The sequence below is a fragment of the Mesorhizobium sp. J428 genome, from assembly GCF_024699925.1.
Classification (GTDB): Bacteria; Pseudomonadota; Alphaproteobacteria; order Rhizobiales; family Rhizobiaceae; genus Mesorhizobium_A.
This window is the reverse complement of record NZ_JAJOMX010000001.1, coordinates 5,077,058-5,101,723: the sequence shown is the minus strand read 5'-3', so window position 1 is coordinate 5,101,723 and position 24,666 is coordinate 5,077,058. Positions and strand designations below refer to the sequence as shown.

General features: G+C 65.7%; 19 protein-coding genes and 3 pseudogenes. 19 read left to right on the top strand and 3 right to left on the bottom strand.

Annotated features, from left to right (window positions below; all coding sequences use genetic code 11):
- Window positions 1-276: 276 nt before the first annotated feature.
- A complete protein-coding gene (locus LRS09_RS25680) occupies window positions 277-1,068 on the top strand; it encodes a tetratricopeptide repeat protein (protein WP_257809875.1) in 792 nt (263 codons plus the stop codon).
- Between the two features lie 15 nt (window positions 1,069-1,083).
- Here the strand turns inward: LRS09_RS25680 and xth are convergent.
- Together xth and erpA are read right to left on the bottom strand one after the other, a co-directional pair.
- Window positions 1,084-1,897 (bottom strand): annotated as a pseudogene (gene xth / locus LRS09_RS25675) (exodeoxyribonuclease III).
- 5 nt (window positions 1,898-1,902) lie between these two features.
- Window positions 1,903-2,253 carry an iron-sulfur cluster insertion protein ErpA gene (gene erpA, locus LRS09_RS25670; RefSeq protein ID WP_257810314.1) on the bottom strand — a complete coding sequence of 117 codons (351 nt, stop codon included), beginning with the start codon at window positions 2,251-2,253 and terminating at the stop codon, window positions 1,903-1,905.
- A 74-nt stretch (window positions 2,254-2,327) separates the two neighbouring features.
- On the opposite strand from erpA, the gene LRS09_RS25665 reads away from it, so the two are divergent.
- From LRS09_RS25665 to LRS09_RS25595, 15 genes and pseudogenes are all read left to right on the top strand, one after another.
- Window positions 2,328-3,551: a deoxyguanosinetriphosphate triphosphohydrolase gene (locus LRS09_RS25665; RefSeq protein WP_257809874.1), complete on the top strand. Its 1,224-nt coding sequence runs from the start codon at window positions 2,328-2,330 to the stop codon at window positions 3,549-3,551.
- 62 nt (window positions 3,552-3,613) lie between these two features.
- Window positions 3,614-5,371 carry an arginine--tRNA ligase gene (argS, locus tag LRS09_RS25660; protein ID WP_257809873.1) on the top strand — a complete coding sequence of 586 codons (1,758 nt, stop codon included), beginning with the start codon at window positions 3,614-3,616 and terminating at the stop codon, window positions 5,369-5,371.
- A gap of 100 nt (window positions 5,372-5,471) precedes the next feature.
- Window positions 5,472-8,372: a hypothetical protein gene (locus LRS09_RS25655; protein WP_257809872.1), complete on the top strand. Its 2,901-nt coding sequence runs from the start codon at window positions 5,472-5,474 to the stop codon at window positions 8,370-8,372.
- On the top strand, window positions 8,369-9,028 hold the full coding sequence (locus LRS09_RS25650; protein WP_257809871.1) for an SPOR domain-containing protein: 660 nt from the start codon (window positions 8,369-8,371) through the stop codon (window positions 9,026-9,028). The genes LRS09_RS25655 and LRS09_RS25650 overlap by 4 nt, the downstream gene beginning before the upstream one ends.
- A 166-nt stretch (window positions 9,029-9,194) precedes the next feature.
- Window positions 9,195-10,215 (top strand): annotated as a pseudogene (nagZ, locus tag LRS09_RS25645) (beta-N-acetylhexosaminidase).
- A 54-nt stretch (window positions 10,216-10,269) separates the two neighbouring features.
- On the top strand, window positions 10,270-11,073 hold the full coding sequence (locus tag LRS09_RS25640; RefSeq protein WP_257810313.1) for a ScpA family protein: 804 nt from the start codon (window positions 10,270-10,272) through the stop codon (window positions 11,071-11,073).
- Window positions 11,066-11,806: an SMC-Scp complex subunit ScpB gene (scpB, locus tag LRS09_RS25635; protein ID WP_257809869.1), complete on the top strand. Its 741-nt coding sequence runs from the start codon at window positions 11,066-11,068 to the stop codon at window positions 11,804-11,806. Before LRS09_RS25640 ends, scpB begins: the two co-directional genes overlap by 8 nt.
- A gap of 46 nt (window positions 11,807-11,852) precedes the next feature.
- Window positions 11,853-12,958: pseudogene (locus tag LRS09_RS25630) on the top strand (ABC transporter ATP-binding protein).
- A gap of 35 nt (window positions 12,959-12,993) precedes the next feature.
- Entirely contained in the window at window positions 12,994-13,215 is a 222-nt protein-coding gene (locus LRS09_RS25625) for a twin-arginine translocase TatA/TatE family subunit (RefSeq protein ID WP_257809868.1), read from the top strand.
- Between the two features lie 48 nt (window positions 13,216-13,263).
- The gene (gene tatB, locus LRS09_RS30440) at window positions 13,264-13,803 is read left to right on the top strand and encodes a Sec-independent protein translocase protein TatB (protein ID WP_374684883.1); all 540 of its coding nucleotides are present in this window, start codon (window positions 13,264-13,266) and stop codon (window positions 13,801-13,803) included.
- On the top strand, window positions 13,800-14,654 hold the full coding sequence (gene tatC, locus LRS09_RS25615) for a twin-arginine translocase subunit TatC (RefSeq protein ID WP_257809867.1): 855 nt from the start codon (window positions 13,800-13,802) through the stop codon (window positions 14,652-14,654). The genes tatB and tatC overlap by 4 nt, the downstream gene beginning before the upstream one ends.
- Before the next feature lie 139 nt (window positions 14,655-14,793).
- Entirely contained in the window at window positions 14,794-16,257 is a 1,464-nt protein-coding gene (gene serS, locus LRS09_RS30435) for a serine--tRNA ligase (RefSeq protein ID WP_257809866.1), read from the top strand.
- Window positions 16,258-16,259: 2 nt separating this feature from the next.
- Window positions 16,260-17,018 (top strand): 5'/3'-nucleotidase SurE, encoded by a 759-nt coding sequence (gene surE, locus LRS09_RS25605; RefSeq protein WP_257809865.1) that lies wholly within the window; start codon window positions 16,260-16,262, stop codon window positions 17,016-17,018.
- A complete protein-coding gene (locus LRS09_RS25600) occupies window positions 17,015-17,671 on the top strand; it encodes a protein-L-isoaspartate(D-aspartate) O-methyltransferase (RefSeq protein WP_257809864.1) in 657 nt (218 codons plus the stop codon). Before surE ends, LRS09_RS25600 begins: the two co-directional genes overlap by 4 nt.
- Before the next feature lie 110 nt (window positions 17,672-17,781).
- On the top strand, window positions 17,782-19,278 hold the full coding sequence (locus tag LRS09_RS25595) for a peptidoglycan DD-metalloendopeptidase family protein (RefSeq protein WP_308240343.1): 1,497 nt from the start codon (window positions 17,782-17,784) through the stop codon (window positions 19,276-19,278).
- A gap of 119 nt (window positions 19,279-19,397) precedes the next feature.
- Here LRS09_RS25595 and LRS09_RS25590 read toward each other — a convergent pair whose 3' ends face one another.
- Window positions 19,398-20,264 carry an ATP-binding protein gene (locus tag LRS09_RS25590; protein ID WP_257809861.1) on the bottom strand — a complete coding sequence of 289 codons (867 nt, stop codon included), beginning with the start codon at window positions 20,262-20,264 and terminating at the stop codon, window positions 19,398-19,400.
- Window positions 20,265-20,451: 187 nt separating this feature from the next.
- Between LRS09_RS25590 and secDF the strand changes: the two genes are divergently transcribed.
- Genes secDF through LRS09_RS25575 form a run of 3 tightly spaced genes read left to right on the top strand, consistent with a single transcriptional unit; the run spans window position 20,452 to window position 24,636 of the window.
- A complete protein-coding gene (gene secDF / locus LRS09_RS25585; protein WP_257809860.1) occupies window positions 20,452-23,394 on the top strand; it encodes a protein translocase subunit SecDF in 2,943 nt (980 codons plus the stop codon).
- Window positions 23,395-23,397: 3 nt separating this feature from the next.
- Window positions 23,398-23,802, top strand: coding sequence for an Mth938-like domain-containing protein (locus tag LRS09_RS25580; protein WP_257809859.1), 405 nt, complete (start codon window positions 23,398-23,400; stop codon window positions 23,800-23,802).
- A complete protein-coding gene (locus LRS09_RS25575) occupies window positions 23,803-24,636 on the top strand; it encodes a phytoene/squalene synthase family protein (protein ID WP_257809858.1) in 834 nt (277 codons plus the stop codon).
- Window positions 24,637-24,666 lie beyond the last annotated feature (30 nt).

Genomic DNA, 24,666 nt, shown 5'->3' with positions numbered 1-24,666 from the left:
AGCGGGGACGAATTGCCTACTTCCCGCCATAAACCCGGAGCACCTCGAAGGCCACTTCGAACGCAGCCCGCGGGCCGCAGGACAAGGCAGCGCCGCAGCCAAGCGGCCGCAACAAAAAGGGACGCCGTGACCAACAGCAGCGGCATGAAGGTTGGAAGCAGGTTCCTCCGCACGGGCGGAGGAAGACTTTCCGTTTTCAAGGCTGTTGCCGCGGATGCGGTGTGGGCGCAGGGCAGCGTCCGGGCGATGCGTAGAGCGTGAGCGATTTTGACTGAGATGCGGATACAGGGATCCATACGAGTCGGCGCCGTCGCGGCCGGCCTGCTGCTTGCAGGCATGGGCTCGGCCTTGGCGCTGGACCCGGCGTCGACGGGCAGTGCGCCGCTGTCCAATCCCTGGGAAGCGCTGCGCGACGGTTTCGACAAATATCGCAGCGGCCACAAGGGCGAGGCGATGGAAGCCTATCGCTACGCGGCCGAGAAAGGCCAGCTCGGCGCGCAGTGGAAGCTCGCGCGCATGTATGCCGATGGCGACGGCGTCACGCAGAACGACTACGAGGCCTTCAAGTTCTATTCCCAGATCGTGAACCAGGGCGTCGAGCACGGCAGCGTCGAGGCGGCCTACGTCTCCGACGCGCTGGTGGCGATCGGCGGCTATGTGCGCAAGGGCATTCCGGGAAGCCCGGTCAAGGCCGATCCCGTGCTTGCGCAGGAATACTATCGCGACGCGGCCACCAACTACCGCAACCCGACGGCGCAGTTCGAGCTCGGCCGCATGTTCCTCAATGGCGAGGGTGTGAAGGCTTCCATCAAGCAGGCCGGCCGCTGGCTGCAGCTCGCGGCGGAAAAGGGGCATGCCGGCGCGCAGGCGACCCTTGGCAACCTGCTCTACCAGCGCGGCAAGGTCGTGCGCGGCCTGGCGATGCTGACGGCGGCGATGGAGCGTGCCGACCCGAGCGACCGGCAGTGGATCGGCGGCATGCAGGAAGAGGCCTTCGCGCTGGCGACAGAGGCCGACCGCCGCACGGCGATCGCGCTTGCGCAGGACATGCTCGGCAACGCCAAATAGGCTTATCTCCGCGTCTCAGGCAGGCGCGGCAATCTCCAGATCGATGGCGACTGGTACGTGGGTCCGAGGGCTTTTCCCAGGACCTCACATGCTTTTCGACTGATGCGCTGCGCAGCGTGTTCGACGCTTCGGGCGACAGCAGCAAGTGGTCGATGCGGATGCCGTTGTTCTTCTGCCAGGCGCCGGCCTGATAGTCCCAGAACGTGTAGACCTCAGGCGAATCGGTCACGGAGCGGATCGATTCCGTAAAGCCCAGCGACACCAGCCGGCGAAAGGCCTGTCGCGATTCGGGCTGGAACAGGGCGTCGTTCACCCAGTCCTGCCAGCGCCTGGCGTCCTCCTTCTCGGGAATGACGTTGTAGTCGCCGGCGAGCACCAGCGGCTCCTCCAGGCGAAGGCGTTCGGCCGCCCAGCGTTCGAGCCGGGCCATCCAGCGCAGCTTATAGCCGAACTTGCGGTCTTCCGAGATCGGATTGCCGTTGGGAAGATAGAGGGACACGACGCGCAGTGCCGTCTTGCGGCCCTTGGCGTCGACGACCGAGAACACGCCTTCGATGAACCGCGCCTGGTCGTCCTCGTCATCGCCGGGCAGGCCGCGGATCACTTCACCGAAAGGTAGTTTCGACAGGATCGCGACGCCGTTGAAGCCCTTTTGGCCGTGCGTCTCGATATTGTAGCCGAGCGCTTCGACCTCGGCACGGGGGAACCCTTCGTCGACCGTCTTGATCTCCTGGAGGCAGACGATGTCGGGCTGGCTCTCCTTGAGCCACGCGACGAGATTCTCGATGCGTGCCTTGACGCCGTTGATGTTCCAGGTGGCGATCTTCATCGCGGTCAGATCGAGAAGCTGGTGCCGCAGCCGCAGGAGGCGACCGCGTTCGGATTCCTGATCTGGAAGGACTGGCCCATCAGGTCGTCGACGAAGTCGATCACCGAACCGCCCATGTAGATAAGCGACAGCTCGTCGATCAGGATCGTCGCGCCGTTCTTCTCGATGGCGATATCGTCTTCGTTGCGGCCGTCGACCAGGTCGAACTTGTAGGAGAAGCCTGAGCAGCCGCCGCCCTCGACGGACACGCGAAGCGCCGACTTGCCCGGCTCCTTCGCAACGATCTTGGCGACGCGCGACGCCGCGGCGTCCGTCACGTCGATGCCCTTCATGGCAGTCTTGGCGTCCGTGCCCATGGCGTCACCTTGCATTCGTCTCTCAGCAATAGGTATGAAGCGCCACCATCCAAGTCAACCAGCGGCGGGTCGCCATGTCCGGGGAGAACAGCACCTTCGAGGGCATCGGCTTCGGTTACCGCCCGCGGGCTGCCTATGCCAGCGACCCGGCGCGGTCGCGGGGGCGCTTCTACGAAGAGACGGAAAGCCCGACGCGCTCGCCTTTCCAGCGCGATCGCGACAGGATCATCCATTCGACCGCCTTCCGGCGGCTCAAGCACAAGACCCAGGTCTTCATCGCCCATGAAGGCGACCATTACCGCACTCGGCTGACGCATTCGATCGAGGTGGCGCAGATCGCCCGCGCGCTGGCCAGGGCACTACGAGCCGACGAGGATCTCGCCGAGGCGGTGGCGCTGGTCCACGATTTCGGCCACACGCCGTTCGGGCATACGGGCGAGGACACGCTGAATGAGTGCATGGCCGAGTTCGGCGGCTTCGACCACAATGCACAGGCGCTGCGGGTCGTGACCAAGCTGGAGCGCCGCTATGCCGAGTTCGACGGCCTCAACCTGACCTGGGAGACGCTGGAAGGGCTCGTGAAGCACAACGGGCCGCTGGTCAATGCGGCGGGCAAGGGGCTGAAGGGGCCGGTGCCGCGCTCGATCCGCGACTTCAACACGCTCTACGACCTTCATCTTGCGGAACATGCCGGGCTCGAGGCGCAGTGCGCGGCGATCGCCGACGACATTGCCTACAATGCGCATGACATCGACGACGGGCTGAGGTCCGGCCTTTTGAAGCTCGACGCACTTGAAGAGGTGAGCCTGCCGGCCGGAATTCTCGGCGAGGTGCGCCGTCTCTATCCGGCGCTCGATCCGGTGCGGACGGGGCATGAACTCGTGCGGCGCCAGATCACGCGCATGGTGGAAGATGTGATCGTGACGGCGCAGCAGAGGCTTACCGAGACAAAGCCCGGCAGCGCCGATGACATCCGCAGGGCAGGGCGGGCCATGGTGGTGTTCTCGCCGGACATGACCGCGCAGGAGGCCGAGTTGAAGGCCTTCCTCTACCGCAATCTCTACCGCAACCCGACCGTGATGGCGGTGCGCGCGGAGGCGGACCGTGTGCTGCGCGAACTCTTCGCCCGTTACATGACCGATCCGGGCGAGATGCCGGAAGGCTGGCGCGGCGTGCTCGCCAATGCCACCGAAACGATCAAGGCGCGCCATGTGGCGGATTTCCTCGCCGGCATGACGGACACCTATGCGCTCAAGGAGCATCGGCGCCTGTTTGACCACACCCCCGATTTGGGATAGGCGCAGCCGCGGCCCCGGCCAGCGGTGCCGGGCCTGCGGAATACTTCGATACGGACGATGCGATGAACATTTTCGCCGACTTCAACGCGCGGATCAGGACGGTGGTGGACGCTCTCGCGCTCACGCCCAAGGACGGCGGCGCGCTGGACACCAGCCGCGTCACGGTCGAGCCGCCGCGAGATGCCTCGCACGGCGACCTCGCCACGAACGCGGCGATGGTGCTCGCCAAGGGCGTCGGCGAGAATCCGCGCGCGCTGGCGGAGAAGATCGCCGGCGCCCTGCGCAGCGATGCCGACATTGCCTCGGTCGAGGTCGCCGGTCCGGGCTTTATCAATCTCCGTCTCTCGGACGGCTTCTGGCACGGGACGCTGAAGGCGATGCTGGCGGCCGGCGCCGACTATGGCCGATCGCAGGTGGGCGCCGGCCGCAAGACCAATGTCGAATATGTGTCGGCCAACCCGACCGGGCCGATGCATGTCGGCCATTGCCGCGGCGCTGTGGTGGGCGACGTGCTCGCCAACCTTCTCGCCTTCGCAGGCTACGACGTGACGAAGGAATACTACATCAACGATGCCGGCGTGCAGATCGACGTGCTTGGCCGCTCGGTGATGCTGCGCTACCGGCAGGCGCTCGGCGAGGAGATCGGCGAAATTCCGCCCGGCCTCTATCCGGGCGACTATCTCGTGCCGGTCGGCGAGGCGCTGGCCAAGGAATTCGGCCATGGCCTCAACCAGATGCCGGAAGACGAGGCGCTGGCAATCGTCAAGGACCGGACCATCGACGCCATGATGGTGATGATCCGGGAGGACCTCGCCGCGCTCAACGTCCATCACGAGGTGTTCTTCTCGGAGCGCACGCTGCATGCCGACGGCGGCCGCAAGATCCGCACGGCGCTGAACGAGCTGACGATGAAGGGTCATGTCTACAAGGGCAAGCTACCGCCGCCGAAAGGCCAGCTGCCCGAGGACTGGGAAGACCGCGAGCAGACCTTGTTCCGCTCGACCGAGATCGGCGACGATATCGACCGGCCGCTGGTGAAGTCGGACGGCTCCTACACCTACTTCGCAGCCGACGTCGCCTATCTGTGCGACAAGTATGCGCGCGGCTTCAGAGACATGATCTTCATCCTCGGCGCCGATCACGGCGGCTATGTGAAGCGCATGCAGGCTCTGGCTCGGGCCGTCGGCGGAGACGCGATCGAACTTACCGTCCTGCTCTGCCAGCTCGTGAAGCTGTTCCGCGACGGCGAGCCTGTGCGCATGTCGAAGCGCTCGGGCGACTTCGTCACCCTGCGCGACGTGGTCGACGAGGTCGGCCGCGACCCGATCCGCTTCATGATGATCTACCGCAAGAATGACGCGCCGCTCGACTTCGACTTCGCCAAGGTGACGGAGCAGTCGAAGGACAATCCGGTGTTCTATGTGCAGTATGCCTCGGCGCGGACGCATTCGGCGATGCGGCAGGCCGAGGAGCAGCTTGGAGCCGCGCTGCCGGCCGTCGGCGACCTGGCGGCGAGGGCGCATCTGCTCGTCGACGAGAGCGAGATCGCGCTCATCAAGAAGCTCGCCGAATATCCGCGCCTGATCGAGGGCGCAGCGCTCGCTAAGGAGCCGCACCGCCTGGCTTTCTACCTCTACGAAGTGGCGACCGCGTTCCATGCGCAGTGGAACCGCGGCAACGACAACCCCGGCTTACGTTTTATTAAGGTTAACGACCCAGAATTGACCTATGCCAGACTTGGGCTGGTGCAGGCCGTTTCGGGCGTCTTATCGTCCGGGCTGGCGTTGATCGGAGCCGAGGCGCCCCGGGAAATGCGCTAGTTTCACGCGGAATACCTGTCACCTTTTGCCCACATTGCGCTGGTACGGCCACTTGTTCCTGGCGCCACGTCGGGACGGGTTTTGAGTGTGGGAAAAAACGATGGCAAGCAAGACCGTCTTGAAGGCAGCGCGTCCCTCCGAGTTCCCGGAGACCGATCCGCTGGCTGAACTCAGCCGCATCATGGGTCTGGCGAAGGAAGAGGCTGCAGCCAATTCGTCCGAGGCGGATTTCGGGATCGATCTCGAGCAGGAACTGATGGGCGAACTCTTCGGCAAGGAGCCCGCCGCCGACGTCGAGGCGCGCGCTCCGCAGCCCGAGGAGGGTGCTACGGAATTCGAGACGCTGCAGGCTGATTTCGACGATGCTTTCGCGGACATGCTGTCCGAGACGGCAGAGGAGCAGGCGTCCGAGCCGGTTGCTGCGACCGTTGAGACCGATGTGGACCTCCAGGCGATGGAAGTCGCGCTCGGAGACGATCTTGCCGATCTGGATGCCGCGTTCGAGGATTTCGACCTTGCCGCCGGGATGGACGAAGAGGTTTCGGCTCATATTGAGCAGGATGCCGTTGATGCCGAGGTGGACGACACCGTCGGACAGATCCTCGAAGGCATGGCCGTGGCGGATCATATCGACGATGTCGACCACGTAGCCGAAGAGGAATACGTCGCGGACGAGGGTCTGGCGGCGGAAGAGGATTTCGCGGCAGACGATATCATTGAGGATTTCGCGGCGTTCGTCGATGACGATGCAGTCATCGCCGAGGCGGAGGCTGAAATTGCCCCGCAGACCGTCGTGGCGGACGAGGTGGAACTGCGCGCCGAGGCGCCTGAGATGGTGGCGCAGCCGGCGGCGGTCGCTCCCGCGCCAAGCAAGCCCCTGTCAATCGAGGACGAGCTGCGCCAGCTTCTGGGCCGCACCGGCAATGCGCATGTGCTGCCGCAGTCGGACGCGGTGTCCGCGATCTCCGAGGAGGTCGCCGAGGCCGAGGCTTCCGCCGTCGAGGCGGCGGCCTCCGACGATACGTCGGCATATCATCCGGAGCCCACCTATGAGGAGCCGGCCGATTTTGTCGCCGTCGAGGAGACCGCGGCAGAGGAAGTCGTCGCGGCTGCCGAGGAAGAGGTGACGGCGGATATGCCGGCCTTCGACGATTTCGCTTTCGATCAGGCTGATCTCGATCATGACGATCTCGCCGCCGAACTCGAGCAGACGCTCGCCGGGGGCGAGGCTGAAGCTGTAGCGGTGGCAGAGACCGACGAGGAGCAGCAGTTTGCCGACGCCGAAATGGCGTTTGATCCAGCCGAGCGGCAGCTTGAAGCCGCCGCCGAGGTGGACGATGATCCGGTCATCGATCTCGAGGCCGAACTGGCACCCTATATCGAGCCCCAGCCGATGACGCGCGAAACCGCCGGTCCGTCGACGGAAGCCAAGCCCGCGACGCTGCGTCCGCTCACCTTCACGGAAGAGCGGCGTGCGGTGGCGCAGGAGCGTCCCGCGGCGCCGGTGTTCGACTGGCGCCAGCGCTATGCCGAAATGAAGTCCGTCGAGGCGGGCCGCTCCGAGCCGGTCGCTGAACGTGCGGCGCCGGTGCCGGCTGCTCCGGACCTGGACGATGCGGATCCGTTTGCGGCGCTCGCCGCGCTTGCGGCCCAGCCGCCGATCGTCCGCAGCCTCAGCCGCAGCAATCCGGTTGCCAACCCGAATGCCACGGCGCGGGAGACCCTGCGCCCGGTGACGGTCGCTCCGGCGCCGTCTGCTGCCCCTATCGCCGCCGAACCGGCGGCCGGGGCGCGGCCGGATTTCTCCTCGTGGCGGACGCAGGCTGCGCCGCAACGCGAGGTCGCCGCGGCAGCACCTGTTCCGGTGGAACCGCCGCGTGCGGAAGCACCGCGTCCCGCAGCTCCGTATGCAGCGCCGAAGAGCGACATGCCGCTTGCGCCGCGTGCCGGTCTGGCGGCTTCCGCCGCCGGCGGGGCGGCTGCATCGGCCTTCGCGCCGGCTCCGGCCGCAGCGAAGCCTGCTCCGCAACCGCAGCAGGTCGAGGATGAGTTTCCCGACCTTGCCGATCTGCTGGACGACGCCAATTTCGCGCCCGACATCGAGACGGTCGAGATTTCCGACCAGGCGGTGGCGCTTGCCGACGAACTGGATATTCCCGATTTCGCCTTCGACGAGCCCAATGTCACGCCCGTCGGATTCGACGATCTCGATGCGGACTTCGCGACGGCGTTCCAGCAGCTGTCGCGGGTTCCCGAGCCGAAGCCTACCCCGTCTGCCGCGAGATCCGTTGCCCAGCCCGATCCCGGCGCCGGCTACTATGTCGAGCGTGCTCCGGAACCGGCCCGCGCGGCCTATCCGAACCAGTATGCCGCGCAGCCGACGCAATACGCGCCGGTCACGGATTATGACGACCAGCTTGCCGGCTTCCAGCTCGATCAGGGCGGCGAGCCGCCCTATGCCGAGGACGACGACGCCTTCGCCGGAGATTTCTACGGCGAGGAGATGGAGAAGGAACAGCCGAAGCGGAGCCGCGGTCTGCTGATCGCCGCCCTGCTTGCAAGCGTTGCGGTGATCGGCGGTATCGGTGCCTATGCCTTCACCGGCGGCTCGGTCGGAGATGGTGCGCCGGCGCTCGTCAAGGCCGATCCGTCGCCGATCAAGGTCAAGCCGGAGAATCCGGGCGGGGCGATCGTCCCGAACCAGGACGGCAAGGTCTACGAGCAGGTGCGCGGCCAACCGGCTGCCGCCCCATCGCAGAACAAGCTCGTGTCGGGCGCGGAAGAGCCGATCGCGCCGCCGCCTGCAGCCCGCCCGGCAGCACCTGCGGTGGATACTGCTACCAACCCGCCGGCAGCCGCTGAACAGCCGACGGCCGCTCTGCCGGGCGTCGAGACTCCGACCGTGAAGTCCGAGGAGCGCGTGACGCCGGAGGAAACGGCGCAGGGCTCGAGCCTTCGCAGGAAGTCGCGGCGATCGCGCCGAAGAAGGTGCGCACCATGATCGTGCGTCCGGACGGAACGCTGGTGCCGCGCGAGGATCCGCCGGCGGTGGCGTCCGGCGAGACGACCGGCACCGCGATGGCGACCATGCCGACCAACGCCGATCCGGCGACGATGGCCGCGGCGCAGCCCGGTGCTCAGGTGCCTTCGGCCGTGCCCGGCGCGCGGGACGACGTGTCGATCTTGCCTCCCGACAGCGCCGCCGACGACAGCGCAACCGGCCTGCAAACGCCGGCCGCGTCCGATGTGATCATGCCGTTGCCACGTCCGAGCCGGACGGCACAGCCGGCTGCGGAAGAGCCTGTCCGCCAGGCGGCCGCCGCGCCCGCGCCGGTTCGCGCCGAGCCGGCCCCGCAGCCCGCGGCTCCGGCCGTCCAGGAAGCGAGCGCACCCGCTGCGACCGCGCCGGTGGCCGGCCTCTGGACGGTGCAGATCGCGTCGCAGCCTACCCGTGAGGGTGCCCAGGCCTCCTATGAGGACCTCGCACGCCGCTACGGCGGGGTGCTGGGCGGCAAGGGAGTGAACATCGTCCAGGCCGAAGTGTCGGGCAAGGGGACGATGTGGCGCGTGCGCGTGCCCGCGGCTTCCAAGAACGACGCCAACATCCTCTGCGCCAAGCTGAAGACAGCAGGCGGGAGTTGCTTCGTCACGCAGTGATCCTGATAAGCAGAAGCGGAATTCGACGGGCGCCTCGCGGCGCCCGTTTCCGTTTGGGCCGAGGAGGGCGGTGAGGTGCGGTCGAGAAGACTCGGTCCTGCAGGCCGCATCTCTCTGGAAGCGAGTGCCATGTGCAGCGCGCGCCGCTTTGCTCTAGACTCGTCGTATGACCGAATCAAAAGCCATGATCCTGGGCTGTACCCGGCCTGTCGCTTACTCCCGACGAGGCGGCGTTCTTCCGCGACGAGCGGCCATGGGCGTTCATCCTGTTCGCGCGCAACGTCTCGGAACCTGGCCAGATCCGCGACCTCGTCGGCGCGTTGCGCGACTGCACCGGCCGCAGCGATGCGCTCGTCTTCATCGATCAGGAGGGCGGGCGCGTCCAGCGGTTGCGGCCGCCGCTTGCGCCGAACTATCCGCCGGGTTCCGCGCTCGGCGCGCTCTACCGGCATGATCCGCAAGCGGGCCTGCGGGCGGCATGGCTGCTATCGCGTCTGCACGCCTTCGACCTGTCGGCGCTCGGCATCACAGCGGACTGCCTGCCGGTCCTCGACGTGCCTGTCGAGGGCGCGCATGACGTGATCGGCAACCGCGCCTACGGCAAGGACCCCGACACGGTTGCCGCCCTGGGCAAGGCGGCGGCGGAAGGCCTGCTTGCCGGTGGCGTGCTGCCGGTTATCAAGCACATTCCCGGGCATGGACGGGCATTTTCGGACTCGCATCATGCGCTGCCGGTGGTCGACACGCCGCTGGAGGAGCTCCGCCGGCACGATTTCGCGCCGTTCAAGGCCAATGCCGGCTTCGGCATGGCGATGACGGCGCATGTCATCTATTCGGCCATCGACCCCGAGCGGCCGGCGACGACCTCGCCGACGGTCATCTCCGACTATATCCGCGGCGAGATCGGCTTCGACGGGCTCCTGATGAGCGACGACCTGTCGATGAAGGCGCTTTCTGGGGATTTCGCCGCCCGCGCGGCCGCGAGCCTTGCGGCCGGATGCGATGTGGTTCTTCACTGCAACGGGCTGATGGACGAGATGGCGCCCGTCGCCTCGGCCGTTCCGGCATTGCAGGGCAAGGCGCTGGAACGGGCGAAGCGCGCAATGGCGCCGCTCGGCAGGACGGACGGGGCGGACGAACGCGCCGTTCGGGACGAATTCGCGGCCTATTTCGAGGCCGTCGCATGAGGAACGGGTCTTCGCGTGAACGAGCGGAGCGACAGCAGGGCTAAGCCCACGCCGATGGACCGCCTGTGGGCGGACAACGACGATCCGCGTCCGGACCCGGACGAGGCCCTTGTCGTCGACGTGTCCGGCTTCGAAGGCCCGCTCGACCTGCTGCTGCATCTTGCGCGCACCCAGAAGGTCGACCTCGCGCGGATCTCCATCCTGGCGCTGGTCGAGCAGTATCTCGTCTTCATCGACCGGGTGCGGAAGCTGAAGCTCGAGGTCGCGGCCGACTATCTCGTCATGGCGGCCTGGCTCGCCTTCCTCAAGTCGAAGCTGCTGATCCCGAAGCAGGCGGGTGACGAGGAGGAGAGCGGCGAGGAGATGGCGGCGATCCTGCAGTTCCGCCTGAAGCGCCTGGAGGCCATGCGCGACATGGCGGCGCGGCTCGTCAACCGGAACCGGCTCGGCCGGGACATCTTCGCGCGCGGCATGCCTGAAACGGTCGTGGTTGAGACGACGAACACCTATTCCGCCTCGCTCTACGACCTGCTCACAGCATATGCGGCGCAGCGCCAGCGCCAGGCGATCACCAATGTCAGGATTGCCAAGCGTGCTGTCTGGTCGCTCAAGGAGGCGCGCGACATCCTGATCCGCCTCGTCGGCAGGATGAAGGACTGGACGGCACTCGACCAGTTCCTGATCGAATACATCGCCGCGCCGCAGGAGCGTGCCACGGCGATCGCAAGTTCCTTCGCGGCGAGCCTCGAACTGGTGCGCGAGGGCAAGCTTGAAGTCCGCCAGGACGGCGCGTTCGCGCCGATCTACCTGCGCGGCGGACCGAAGGCCGACCGGCTGGCGGAGGTTGCCTATGACTGAAGGTGGGAACGCGGTCATGTCCGTCATGGACGACGAAGAGCCGGGCACGCGCGACGTGTTCGACAATCCCGCCACGCGGCTGCATCTGGCCGAGACCATGCGTATGGCAGAGGCGATCGTGTTCGCGTCGGCGGAACCCGTGTCGGAGAAAGCGCTCGCCGCGCGCCTGCCGCAGGGCAGCAACGTGCCTTATGTGATGTCCGAACTGCAGCGCATCTACGAAAAGCGCGGCGTCAACCTGATGCGCATCGGCGACGGCTGGGCCTTCCGCACGGCCGGCGACCTTGCCTTCCTGATGAACCGCGACGCGGTGCAGCAGAAGAAGCTGTCGCGCGCGGCGCTGGAGGTCCTGTCGATCGTGGCCTATCACCAGCCAGTGACGCGGGCCGAGATCGAGGAGATCCGCGGCGTCGAGACCTCCAAGGGCACGCTGGACCTGCTGATGGAGACGGGCTGGGTGCGGATGCGCGGCCGCCGCCGCACGCCAGGCCGCCCGGTGACCTACGGCACGACCGACGCGTTCCTCGACCACTTTGGCCTCGCTGAGATCCGTGACCTGCCCGGCATGGACGAGCTGAAGGGGGCGGGGCTGCTTTCGGCGCGGATGCCGTCCAACTTCCAGGTCCCCACGCCGATGGCCGATCCCGGCCTGCTTGCCGACGACGAGGACGAACTGACCGACATCGACCTCGAGGAGCTCGGCCTGTTGACACCCAAGGGCGGGGATGATTGACCGGACCGGCCGTTTCGCGGCCCGACCGGTCGAGGTGCTAGGATAGATGACGAACGCTGCGCAGTCCGCGGCCCGGGTGCCGGCCGGGGTGACATTCGCGGCGCGGCTGTCCTTCGAGAACATTTCGCACTCCTTCGCCGGCAATGGCGAGACGTTGTCCGACGTATCTCTGACTGCGGAGCCGGGCGAGGTGCTCTGCCTGCTCGGCCCATCCGGCTCCGGCAAGACGACACTGCTCAGGATCGCCGCCGGCATCGAACCGCAGACGTCCGGGCGGGTGCTGATGAACGAGCGCGAAATCGCCGGGCCGTCGGTGTTCCTGCCGCCGGAGAAGCGGTCAATCGGTCTGGTCTTCCAGGATTTCGCGCTGTTTCCGCATCTCACGATCCTGGAAAACGTGCGCTTCGGCCTGACGGCGATGTCGCGCGCGGAAGCGGACCGGGAGGCCGGGATCGCGCTGTCGCGCGTCGGCCTGCAGCAATATGCGCAGGCCTATCCGCATCTCCTGTCCGGCGGCGAGCAGCAACGGGTGGCACTCGCCCGCGCGCTGCGCGCCGCGGCCGACGGTGCTTTTGATGGACGAGCCGTTCTCCGGCCTCGATTCGCGCCTGAAGGATTCCGTCCGCGCCGAAACACTCGCCATCCTGCGCGAAAGCCGCGCGACGGCGATCGTGGTGACGCATGACGCGGAGGAGGCGATGCGCATGGGCGACCGCATCGCGCTGTTGCGCGACGGCAGGCTCGTGCAGACTGGAACGGCGGAAGAGCTCTACAATCGTCCAAACAGCCTTTTTGCCGCCGGATTCTTTTCGGAAATCAATGTCTTCGAATGCGAGGTGGCCGACGGGCGCGTGGCGACGCCGGTCGGGAACTTCGCAGCCGCCGGGCTTACCGATGGCGCGGCGGCACAGGTCGCGGTGCGGCTTGGCGGAATTTCGGCGGGAGAGGGCGATGCCGGAACGCCCGGCCGGATCATCTCGCGGCGCTTCCTGGGCGACGCAGAACTGTTCGAAATCCGGGTCGCGGGCGCCGATCAACCTGTACGCGCTCGTATGAAATGCGGCCAGGTACCCGGCCGGCCGGCGCGACATAACGCTCACGATTCGTGAAAGCGACGTGCTTGTGTTTGAAAGAGCCGGCAAAAACGCTTAGATCATGCCAACGAACTTGTTCGAAAGAGGATAGTCATGGGTTCCTTCTCGATTTGGCACTGGCTCATCGTGCTGGTCGTCGTGCTTCTCCTATTCGGCCGGGGCAAGATCCCGGAGCTGATGGGTGACATGGCCAAGGGCATCAAGAGCTTCAAGAAGGGCATGGCGGACGACGAGGCAGCCGATGCGCCGAAGACGGTCGATCATCGCGCCGACGAGACCGTGACGTCGGCTAAGGAGACCGTCAGCAAGACCTGAGCGGCGCCCTTTGGACGCTGCCCGATCTGACTGGCCGGAGTAATCGCCATGCTGGATGTCGGCTGGACGGAAATGCTTGTGATCGCGATCGTCATGATCGTGGTCGTCGGGCCTAAGGACTTGCCGCGCATGCTGCGCAGTTTCGGCCGCACGACCGCCAAGATGCGGTCGATGGCGAACGATTTCCGCCGGCAGTTCGATGAGGCGCTGAAGGAGGCTGAGCTCGACGACGTGAAGTCGTCGATCGACCAGCTCAAGGGCCTCAATCCGGCGAGCGACATCAAAAAGGCCCTCAATCCGATGGAAAAGGCGGCCGCCGATGTCCGCGCCGGGCTCGAGGCCGCGCTTAAGCCGGCTCCCAAGCCCACGGCTTCGCCGGACGTACACCCCGCCGAACCGCTGAAGGCCGGCACTGCGGCGATCCCGGGTGAAACAGCCGCCCCGGCCGCCGTCGCCGAGGCGCCGGCTCCGGTCGCATCCACCGCCGCCGAAGCGCCTGCCGCACCTGTCGCGGCCCAGCCTGTCGTTGCAACTGTTGCCCCGGCGAAGCCCAAGGCAACCCGCAAGAAAGCCGGAACCAAGGCGTGAGCACCGAAGACGACGAAATCGAGAAATCGTCAGCACCGCTGATCGAGCATCTCATTGAACTGCGCACTCGCCTGATTTGGTCGATAGGTGGCTTCTTCGTCGCGTTCCTCGGCTGCTTCTTTTTCGCCAAGCAGATCTTCAACCTGCTGGTGATTCCGTTCCAGTGGGCAACGCAGTGGGCGGGGCTCGATTCGAGCAAGGTCGAGCTGATCTACACCGCGCCGCAGGAATTCTTCTTCACGCAGATCAAGATCGCCATGTTCGGCGGCCTGCTGATCGCCTTCCCACTGATCGCGGCGCAGATCTACAAATTCGTCGCGCCTGGGCTCTACAAGAACGAGCGCCAGGCGTTCGCCCCCTTCCTCGTAGCGTCATTCGTGCTGTTTCTGATCGGCGGTGCGCTGGTCTACTTCTTCTTCACGCCGATGGTGATGTGGTTCTTCCTCGCCATGCAGCAGACTGGCGGGGACGGCCATGTCGAAATCTCGCTGTTGCCGAAGGTGTCCGAGTATCTCGGACTGATCATGACGCTGATCTTCTCCTTCGGTCTGGTGTTCCAGCTGCCGGTAGTGACGACGCTTATGGCGCGTGTCGGGCTGCTCTCGTCCGAGGGGCTGGCGGACAAGCGCAAATGGGCGATCGTCATCGCCTTCATCGTCGCCGCGGTGCTGACGCCGCCCGACCCGGTGAGCCAGATCGGTCTCGCCGTTCCGACGATCCTGCTCTACGAACTGTCGATCATCCTGGCTCGCTGGGTCGAGCGCGACCGAGAGAAGCAAAGGCTGGCACGGGAAGCCGCGGAGGCTGCCGAGTCAGCGAAGGCGCAGGCCGAGGCCAAGCCCGCCGAATAGGCGCCGGCGCGCGTTCAATTCTCGTTTCGAGCCTCGACACGATGCGCATCCGTATTGCGTCGGTCCGTTGCACGGTTTAACCCCCTGACCGTTCGGGTGAGGGGGCGATCTCACCGAAAACGCGTCAACGGAACAAATCATGCTCGACATCAGATGGATCCGCGAAAACCCCGACATCCTGGCCAAGGCGCTGATGAAGCGCGGCCAGTCGCAGGCGTCCGCGGAATCGACGGTGTCCGACCTGATCCAGAAGGACGAGGACCGGCGCGCCCATCTCGGCGAACTCCAGGTCAAGCAGGAGCGGCGCAACGCGGCCTCGAAGGAGATCGGCAATGCGATGCGGGCAGGGGATTCCGCCCGCGCAGAGGAGTTGCAGGCCGAGGTCAGGGGCATCAAGGAGTTCATCCAGAACGGCGAGGCGCGCGAGCGCGAGCTGGACAAGGCTCTGAACGACGCGCTGGCCGTGATCCCCAACATCCCGCTGGACGACGTTCCAGTCGGCAAGGACGAGCACGATAACGTCAAGGTGCGCGAATGGGGCACGGAGCTGATCACCGAGCGCCAGCCGCGCATGGGCAACAAGCCGAAGGAGCATTTTGAGATCGGCGAGGCGCTCGGCCTGATGGACTTCGAGCGGGCGGCCAAGCTCTCGGGCAGTCGCTTCACGGTGGTGCGGGGCAAGCTGGCGCGGCTGGAGCGGGCGCTCGGGCAGTTCATGCTCGACCTGCATACGAACGAGCATGGATATGAAGAGGTGCAGCCGCCGCTGCTCGTCAAGGACGAGGCTATGTTCGGGACAGGGCAGCTGCCTAAGTTCAAAGAGGATTTGTTCGCAACCGGGATCAGCGTTCCACTCAGGGAACGATTGCTAAATGCGATGATAGCAGGCACCGTTTCTGTCTCGGATATCGAGCGCTTGCTCGGATTCCAAGTAGACAAGCGGACATTCAACGAGATCCTCGATTTCGAGCTAACCCAACAACCGGACCGAAGAGAATTCTATCTCATCCCCACAGCCGAGGTGCCGCTGACCAACCTCGTCCGCGAGGAAATCCTCGACGCCAAGACGCTGCCGCGCCGCATGACGGCGCTGACACCGTGCTTCCGCTCGGAAGCAGGTTCTGCCGGCCGCGACACGCGCGGCATGCTGCGGCAGCACCAGTTCAACAAGGTCGAGCTGGTGTCGATCACCGATGCCGAGACGGCGGATGCGGAGCACGAGCGGATGACAGGCTGCGCCGAGGAGGTGCTGAAGCGCCTTGGCCTGCCGTTCCGCACCATGCTGCTGTGCACCGGCGACATGGGGTTCGGGTCGCGCAAGACCTACGACATCGAGGTCTGGCTGCCGGGGCAGAACGCCTATCGCGAGATTTCATCCTGCTCGGTCTGCGGCGATTTCCAGGCCCGCCGCATGGAGGCGCGCTACCGGCCGGAGGGCGAGAAGCAGACGCGCTTCGTCCACACGCTCAACGGATCGGGCGTCGCCGTCGGCCGCGCCCTGATCGCCGTCATCGAGAACTACCAGAACGAAGACGGCTCGGTGACGATTCCTGAAGTTCTGCGGCCCTATATGGGCGGTATGGAAAAGATCGAGCGAGCCTGAACATGCGCATCCTGCTCACGAATGACGACGGCATCCATGCCGAGGGACTGATGGTGCTCGAGCGCATCGCCCGGCAGCTCTCCGACGACGTGTGGGTGGTCGCGCCGGAGAACGACCAGTCGGGCTTCGCGCATTCGCTCTCGCTGTCGGAGCCGCTGCGCGTGCGCAAGGTCGCCGACAAGCATTATGCGCTGCGCGGCACGCCGACGGACTGTGTCATCATGGGCGTGCGCAATCTGATGCCCGAGCCGCCGGATCTTGTCCTCTCCGGCGTGAACTCCGGCTCCAACATCGCCGACGACGTGACCTATTCGGGCACTGTCGCGGGCGCGATGGAGGGCACGCTGATCGGAATCCGCTCGATCGCGCTGAGCCAGAGCTACCAGTTCCACGACGACGGCCGCGTCGTGCCGTGGCGCACGGCCGAATCTCTGGCGCCTGACCTGCTGCACAAGCTGATCGGCACGGACCTGCCCAAAGGCGTGTTCCTGAACGTCAATTTCCCGAATTGCGAGGTCGAGGAAGTCGAAGGCGTCGAGGTCACATCGCAGGGGAAATATGTGCACGGACTGTGGGTCGACGAACGCCAGGACGGGCGCGGCTTGCCCTATTACTGGCTGCGCTTTGGCAAGCAGATGAACGAACCGGTGAAGGGCACCGATATCCATGCGCTCGATGCGCGGAAGATCTCGGTGACGCCGATGAAGCTCGACCTCACCGCGCATGAGACGCGGGACGCGCTGGCGGCGGTGCTCCGATGAGCAACGAGACCCAGGCAGACCGCGAATCCTTCGCGGCGTTTCTTCTGCGCATGCGCGGCCGGGGGCTGGAGGACAAGGGCCTGATCGCCGCGATGGAGGCCACGCCGCGGCGCGGCTTCATCCCGGGCCAGTGGCAGGCGCACGCCTGGTCCGACCGCATGCTGCCCATCGAATGCGGCGAGGCGGTCGAAGGGATCGATTTCCAGGCCAAGATCCTTGCGTCCCTCACGCTAGAGCCGTCCCACCGCGTGCTGGAGATCGGCACCGGCTCCGGCTTCACCGCGGCCGTGATGGGGCGGCTTGCGGCGCGCGTGCTCACCGTCGAGCGCTACAGGACGCTGGCGACCAATGCCCGGCAGAGGCTCGACGCGCTCGGCATCACCAATGTCTCGGTTCGCCACATGGACGGGATCAACGGCGTGCCCGCGGAAGGGCCGTTCGACCGCATCATCGTCTGGGCTGCGTTCGAAGGGCTTCCGCGTACCTTCGTGGACCAGTTGGCGAGCGGCGGCGTGCTGATCGCGCCGATCGGTCCGCCGGAGGGCGTGCAGCAGATGGCGCGCCTGACCAAGGTGGGCAGCCGCTTCGACCGCGAGGATATCGCGACGGCTCGCCTGCAGCCGCTGGCCTCAGGGGTCGCGGCCGCAATTTAGTCGAATTTTCTTCAAGCCCCGCCAAGACTTAACCGACCAGTAACATTAACGCGCTTTAATCATGCCAGTTCGGTAACTGGTGTGCGGGTGTAGTCATGCGGTTCGGGTCGTTGCAGAAGAGTCAGCGCATTCTCGCGCGCGGCGCAGCGCTTGTCCTGGTCGGCGGTGTGGCCGCGGGATGCAGCTCCGGTGTCAGCCGATTCACTGACGACATTCTGACCGGTTCAACCGCCAATCAGCGCTCGATCGTCAGCAAGGACAATCAGCCTTTCCCCGCCGATGTCGCCGCCAGGCCCGCTCCCGCGAACGGCACCTATGCAGAATCGGCAGCCCGGACGGCGGTTGCGCCGCAGCCCGTGACGCGCTCCTCGCTTCCCCCGGTCGCCTCCGCACCTGTATCCAAGCCTGCGCCCGCGGTCGTCGCCGAGGCGCCGAGGGTGGACACGACTCCGACCGGATCGGTTGCCAGGGCTCCCGCTGCCCAGACCGAGGAGGCGCATCAGGGCTGGTCGCGCGCCGGCGGCACGCAAGTCACGCTCAAGGAGGGCGAGACCCTCTACAACCTGTCGAAGCGGTTCGGCGTGCCGGTCAAGGAAATCATGAAGGCGAACGGGATCGCGAGCGCCGATACGGTCACCGTCGGTCAGCAGGTCGTGATCCCGACCTATGTCTATTCCAGCAAGGCTCCCGTATCCGCGCCGGACAATACGCGGGAAGTGGCGGACGCCAAGTCGTCGCGCGGCGTGAAGATCGATGCGCCGGCGGATCTGCCGCGCCCGGGCAAGCGGCCGGAGAACCTGGCCGTGCTGCCGCAGCAGCCCAAAATCAAGGAACCGGTAGTCGAGACGAAGACCGCCGACAACAGCGCCGCTCCCGCCGCGCCGAAGCCCACCGCGCAGACGGGCGGCGGCTATACGGTCGCCGCCGGCGATTCACTTTATGCAATTGCCAAGAAGACCGGCGCGAAGGCTGCCGAAATCCGCAAGGTCAACAATCTCGGCGAGACGGCCAACCTCAAGATCGGCCAGAAGCTGATCATTCCCGCGGCCGGCCAGCAGGTCGCGCAGGCGCCGAAGGTCGATCCGGTAATCACCGGCACCGCCGGCCCTGCCAAGAAGGGGGCGAAGCCGGAAGCGGCAAAGCTCGCCACCTACACGCCTCCTAAGGCCGACAACAAGGTGATCAAGGACGCCGAGGCCGCGAGCAGCGAGGCCGCTCCGGATTCGACCGGCATCGGCAAGATGCGCTGGCCGGTGCGCGGCCGCGTCGTCGGCACCTACGGCAACTCGAACGGCGCCTCGTTCAATGACGGCATCGACATCGCGGTGCCGGAAGGCACGCCGGTCAAGGCGGCCGAGAACGGCGTCGTGATCTTTGCCGGCGAAGGACTGAAGGATTTCGGCAAGACCGTGCTGGTGCGCCACGCAGACGGCAAGGTAACCGTCTACGGCCATACCGGCGAGATCAAGGTCAGCCGCGGCGACACGGTCAAGCGCGGCCAGGAGATTGCCACCTCCGGCATGACCGGCAGCACCGATACGCCGAAGCTGCACTTCGAAGTTCGCGAGAACTCGAACCCCGTCGACCCGCAGCAATATCTCGAATAGCCAGGAAGAGCCTTAGCGCGACGTCCGGACCTCCAGCCCGCCGCGCCAACTCCGGTCCCGCCCTGCCTTTGATCTCGCTCCGGACACGTCCGGGGCGGCGCCAAAGGCAGGGCGGATTTTCATTCGGAGATGCGCTGGCCGAGCCGGCCGGCGAGATCCTGGATGAACTGCCAGGCGACGCGTCCCGACCGGCTGCCGCGGGTGGTCGCCCACTCCAGCGCCTCATGGCGCAGCGTCTCGGGCGTGACCTTGAGCCCGTAATGCGCGACGTATCCGTCGATCATTGCGAGATATTCGTCCTGGCTGCACTTGTGGAAACCGAGCCACAGGCCGAAGCGGTCGGACAGAGAGACCTTCTCCTCGACCGCCTCGTGCGGGTTGATCGCGGTCGAACGCTCGTTCTCGATCATGTCGCGCGGCAGAAGATGGCGCCGGTTCGACGTCGCGTAGAAGATGACGTTCTCCGGCCGGCCCTCGACGCCGCCATCGAGCGCAGCCTTCAGCGACTTGTAGGACGTGTCGTCGTTGTCGAAGGACAGGTCGTCGCAGAACAGGATGAACCTGTAAGGCTCGGCCTTGAGGAGGTTGAGCAGCCGCGGCAGCGTGGAGATGTCCTCGCGGTGGATCTCGATCAGCTTCAGCCTGCCCGCCGAGGGGCCTTCGCGGTTGGCGAGCGCGTGCGCGGCCTTCACCAGCGAGGATTTGCCCATGCCCCGCGCGCCCCACAGGAGCACGTTGTTGGCGGGCAGCCCGGAGGCGAAGCGCATCGTGTTGTCGACGAGGATGTCGCGCACCCGGTCCACGCCCTTGATCAGGCCGATCTCGACGCGGCTCACCCGCGGCACAGGCGCCGGATAACCGCGCTCCGCATCCCATACGAAACCTTCGGCCGCGGCAAACTCGGCCGGCGGAGGCGTCGGCGGCGCAAGGCGCGCGACAGCCTGGATGAGCTTGTCCAGCTTGGCCTCAATGGATTCCTGCGTCATTTCTCTTCCCATGTCTGCATGCGCCGGCACGATCCGGGCCGGGCAGGCGGCATAACACGCGGATTCGGGCGGGAAAAGCGCGCCTGCGGCGGCCGCGCGCGGTTGCATTGACGCCTTGACCGACTATATTCCGCCCACCTCGGCTGGCCCGCACGGACCGGCCCTTTGTCCTTTTCGGGAGTTCTTGATGTTCGTCACCCCTGCATACGCGCAGACCGGCGTCGCCGGCGGATCCGAGATGCTGATCAGCATCCTGCCGTTCGTGCTGATCTTTGTGATCATGTATTTCCTGATCATCCGTCCGCAGCGTGCGCAGTTGAAGAAGCGTGAGGAGATGCTGAAGAACATCCGCCGTGGCGACCAGGTCGTCACCGGAGGCGGATTGGTCGGCAAGGTGGCCAAGGTGATCGACGAGCGCGGCGAAGTCGAGATCGACCTCGGCAACAATGTGAAGGTCACGGCCGTGCGCGCGACGATCGCGGAGGACGGGCCAAGGGCGAGCCGGTCGCCAACCAGAACGCCAAGGGCTGAGATACGGCCCGCAGAAGGCCGGTCGAGAGGAACGGAAATGCTTCATTTCACACGCTGGAAGACCATCCTCATCTGGTTGACGGTGGCCGTCGGCGTGGTGATTGCCGCTCCGAACCTGTTTTCCAAGTCGTTTCTCGACGCGCTGCCCGACTGGATGCCGAAGCGGCAGATGACGCTCGGCCTCGACCTGCAGGGCGGCTCGCACATTCTCCTGCAGCTCGATCGCAAGGATCTGGTCGAAGAGCGGCTCGAAACCGCCCGCAACGACATCCGCGCCTCGCTGCGTGACGCGCGGATCGGCTACACCGGTCTGTCGGGCACGGCCAATTCGGTGCAGGTGAGGATCCGCGACGCGGCCGATGTCCAGAAAGCCAAGGACGCGCTCACCAACATGACGGCGCCGGTCGCGTCCGGCCTCTTTACCGGCGGATCGATCAGCGAACTCGACTTCGACGAGCCGGAGCCCGGCCTGTTGCGCTACACCCTTACGGAAGAGGGTATCAATTACCGGATGAGCTCCGCGCTGTCGCAGTCGATCGAGGTCGTCGGCCGGCGCGTCAACGAGCTCGGCACGACGGAACCTCTCATCCAGCGCCAGGGTGACGACCGCATCCTCGTGCAGGTGCCCGGCCTCCAGGATCCCGACCGGCTGAAGGACATCCTCGGCCAGACCGCGAAGCTGACGTTCCAGATGGTCGATTCGACCATGCCGGTGCAGGACGCCATCGAAGGCCGCCCGCCGGCCGGCTCGGTCGTCATGTATTCGACCGACGATCCGCCCGAGGCCTATCTCATCGAGACCCGTGTCATCGTCTCCGGCGAGAATCTCGTCGACGCGCAGGCCACGTTCGACCAGCGCACCAGCGAGCCGGTCGTGTCGTTCCGCTTCGACAATCGCGGCGCCACGCTGTTCGGCCAGGCGACCCAGCAGAATGTCGGCAAACTGTTTGCGATCATCCTCGACAACCAGGTCATCTCCGCGCCACAGATTCGCGAGCCGATCCTCGGCGGCACCGGCCAGATCTCCGGCAACTTCACCGTCGAGGGCGCCAACGACCTCGCCGTGCTCCTCAGGGCCGGCGCGCTTCCGGCGACGCTGACGATCATCGAAGAGCGCACGGTGGGACCGAGCCTCGGTGCCGACTCGATCTCGGCGGGCCAGTTCGCCTCGGCGATCGCGGCCGTTCTGGTGCTCGCCTTCATGGTCATTGCCTACGGCTCGCTCGGCATCATCGCCAATATCGCGCTGATCGCCAACGTCGCGCTGATCATCGCGGTTCTGACGCTGCTGGGAGCGACGCTGACGCTGCCCGGCATCGCCGGTATCGTGCTGACCATGGGCATGGCGGTCGATTCGAACGTCATCATCTACGAACGCGTGAAGGAGGAGCGGAGATCCGGCCGCTCCATCGTCCAGTCGCTCGACGCGGGCTTTTCGCGCGCGCTGTCGACCGTCGTGGACGCCAACCTGACCACGCTGATCGCGGCGGTGATCCTGTTCTATCTCGGATCGGGTCCGATCCGCGGTTTCGCCGTGACGCTCGCCATCGGCATCGTGACGACGGTGTTCACCGCTTTCACGCTGACGCGCTGGCTCATCGCGATCTGGCTGCGTCGCTACCGGCCGACCGAGATGCCGCAAGGCTTCGTCAAGCTGGTTCCAGACGACACCAAGATTCCGTTCATGTCATGGCGCAGATATGCGTTCGCGTTCTCGCTGGCTATATCGATTGCCTCCATGGCCCTCTTCTTCGTCAAGGACATGAACTACGGCATCGATTTCCTTGGCGGTTCGAGCATCGAGGTCAAGGCGATCCAGGGCGAAGGCGACGCGGCCGACATCCGTGCGCGTCTCGGCGAGCTGAACATCGGCGACGTGCAGGTGCAGGCGATTGGCAATGCGAATGAGTTCCTGATCCGCATCGAAGGCCAGGACGCCGGCGACAATGCCGAGCAGAGCGTGGTCGAGAAGGTGAGGGGAGAACTGTCGGGCGACTACGAGTTCAGGCGGATTGAATCAGTTGGACCGACGGTGTCCTCGGAACTGGCCTGGGCAGGAACGATCGGCGTCATCGCCGCGATGCTGGCCATGCTGGTCTACATCTGGTTCCGCTTCGAATGGCAGTTCGGCGTCGGTGCGATTATTTCGACCTTACACGACGTCATCATGATGATCGGCTTCTATGTGATCATGGGGCTCGAGTTCAACCTGTCGAGTATCGCGGCCTTGTTGACGGTGGTGGGCTATTCCATCAACGACACGGTGGTCGTATACGACCGCGTGCGCGAAAATCTCAGGCGCTACAAGAAGATGCCGATCGAGCAGCTGCTCGACCTGTCGATGAATCAGACACTCTCGCGTACCTTCCTGACCGGCATCACCACGCTGTTCGCGCTGATTGCGCTCTATCTGTTCGGTGGTGAGGTCATCGCCTCGTTCACCTTGGCGATGATTTTCGGCATTGTGGTCGGCACCTATTCATCGATCTTCGTCGCTGGGCCGTTGCTGATCCTGTTCAATCTCCGGCCGGGAATATTCGACCGCGACGAGCCGACAGCACCGAAGGCCGGCGCCGGGGCAACACCGACCAAGGCCTGAGCCATGGCTCAGGCTCCCACAGGCCCGGGTATCGTGATCCGCCAGGCGCATTTTCCCGGGCGTGCGCCGATCGACGCCTATGGCAATGGCGGGTTCCGCTTCGCGGACATGTCGCATCGCGGCTCGATCCTGTGTCTTCCGTCCGGCATCTATGGCTGGGAGCCGAAGGATCCGGCGGCGATCGACATCGACGACCTTGCGAGGGTCTTCGCGGAAAGCGACGACATCGAGATTCTGCTCGTAGGCATGGGGCGCGACCTGCGGCCTATCCCCAAGCCGGTGCGGGAGGCCCTGCGCGCGGCCGGCATCTCGTCAGACCCGATGTCGACGGGGGCGGCGCTGCGCACGTTCAATGTGCTGCTCGCAGATGGTCGGGCGGTTGCCGCTGCGTTGATCGCGGTCGAGTGAATGGCCTCTCTCGATTCATATCTTGCCGACCTCGTGCGCACGGCCGACCAGGACCGGTATCTGAGCGTGCTCTACGCGCCGGAGGACAGGCGTGACGCACTGCTCGCGCTCTATGCGTTCGACGTGGAGATCGCCCGGGTGCGGGACCTGATCTCGGAGCCGATGCCCGGCGAGATCAGGTTGCAATGGTGGCGCGACGTGATCTCCTCGGATGAGCCGGGGAGCGGACATCCGATTGCGGTCGCCCTTCTCAAGGCGATCGCCGACCACCGGCTGCCCAGGCAGACGTTCCTCGATTATCTCGAAGCGCGCGTCTTCGACCTCTACGACGACCCGATGCCGAGCCGGACGGATCTCGAAGGCTATTGCGGGGAAACAGTGTCGGCGCTGTTCCAACTGGCTGCACTCGTACTCGATCCCGCAGCGACGGCGAACGCGGGCGAGGCGTCGGGTCACGCGGGATGCGCGACAGGCATTGCCCGACTGATCCGGCTGATGCCGTTTCATCGCTCGCGAGGGCAGTGCTTCGTGCCGCTCGACATCCTCGCCGCTTCGGGCCTCGATCGCGACGCTTTCATTGCCGGAGAAAATCCCGCCGCGATGGCGGCGGCTGCGAGCGCGATGGTGTCGCTCGCGAGCGAGCACCTGCGTGCCTTCGATGCCGGGGTGTCCAACGTGCCGGCCTCGCTTCGCCCCGCCTTCCTCCCGATGGCGACCTTGCCCGCACGGCTCGGCAGGACCGATCCGTCCTCAGCCTACCGGAAGCCGACGCCCGATATCTCCGCGTTGCGCCGTCACTGGCTGCTGTTCCGCCGTGCCTCACGCGGCTGGTGATACTTTGACGTAAACGTCAAGGCTGCTATG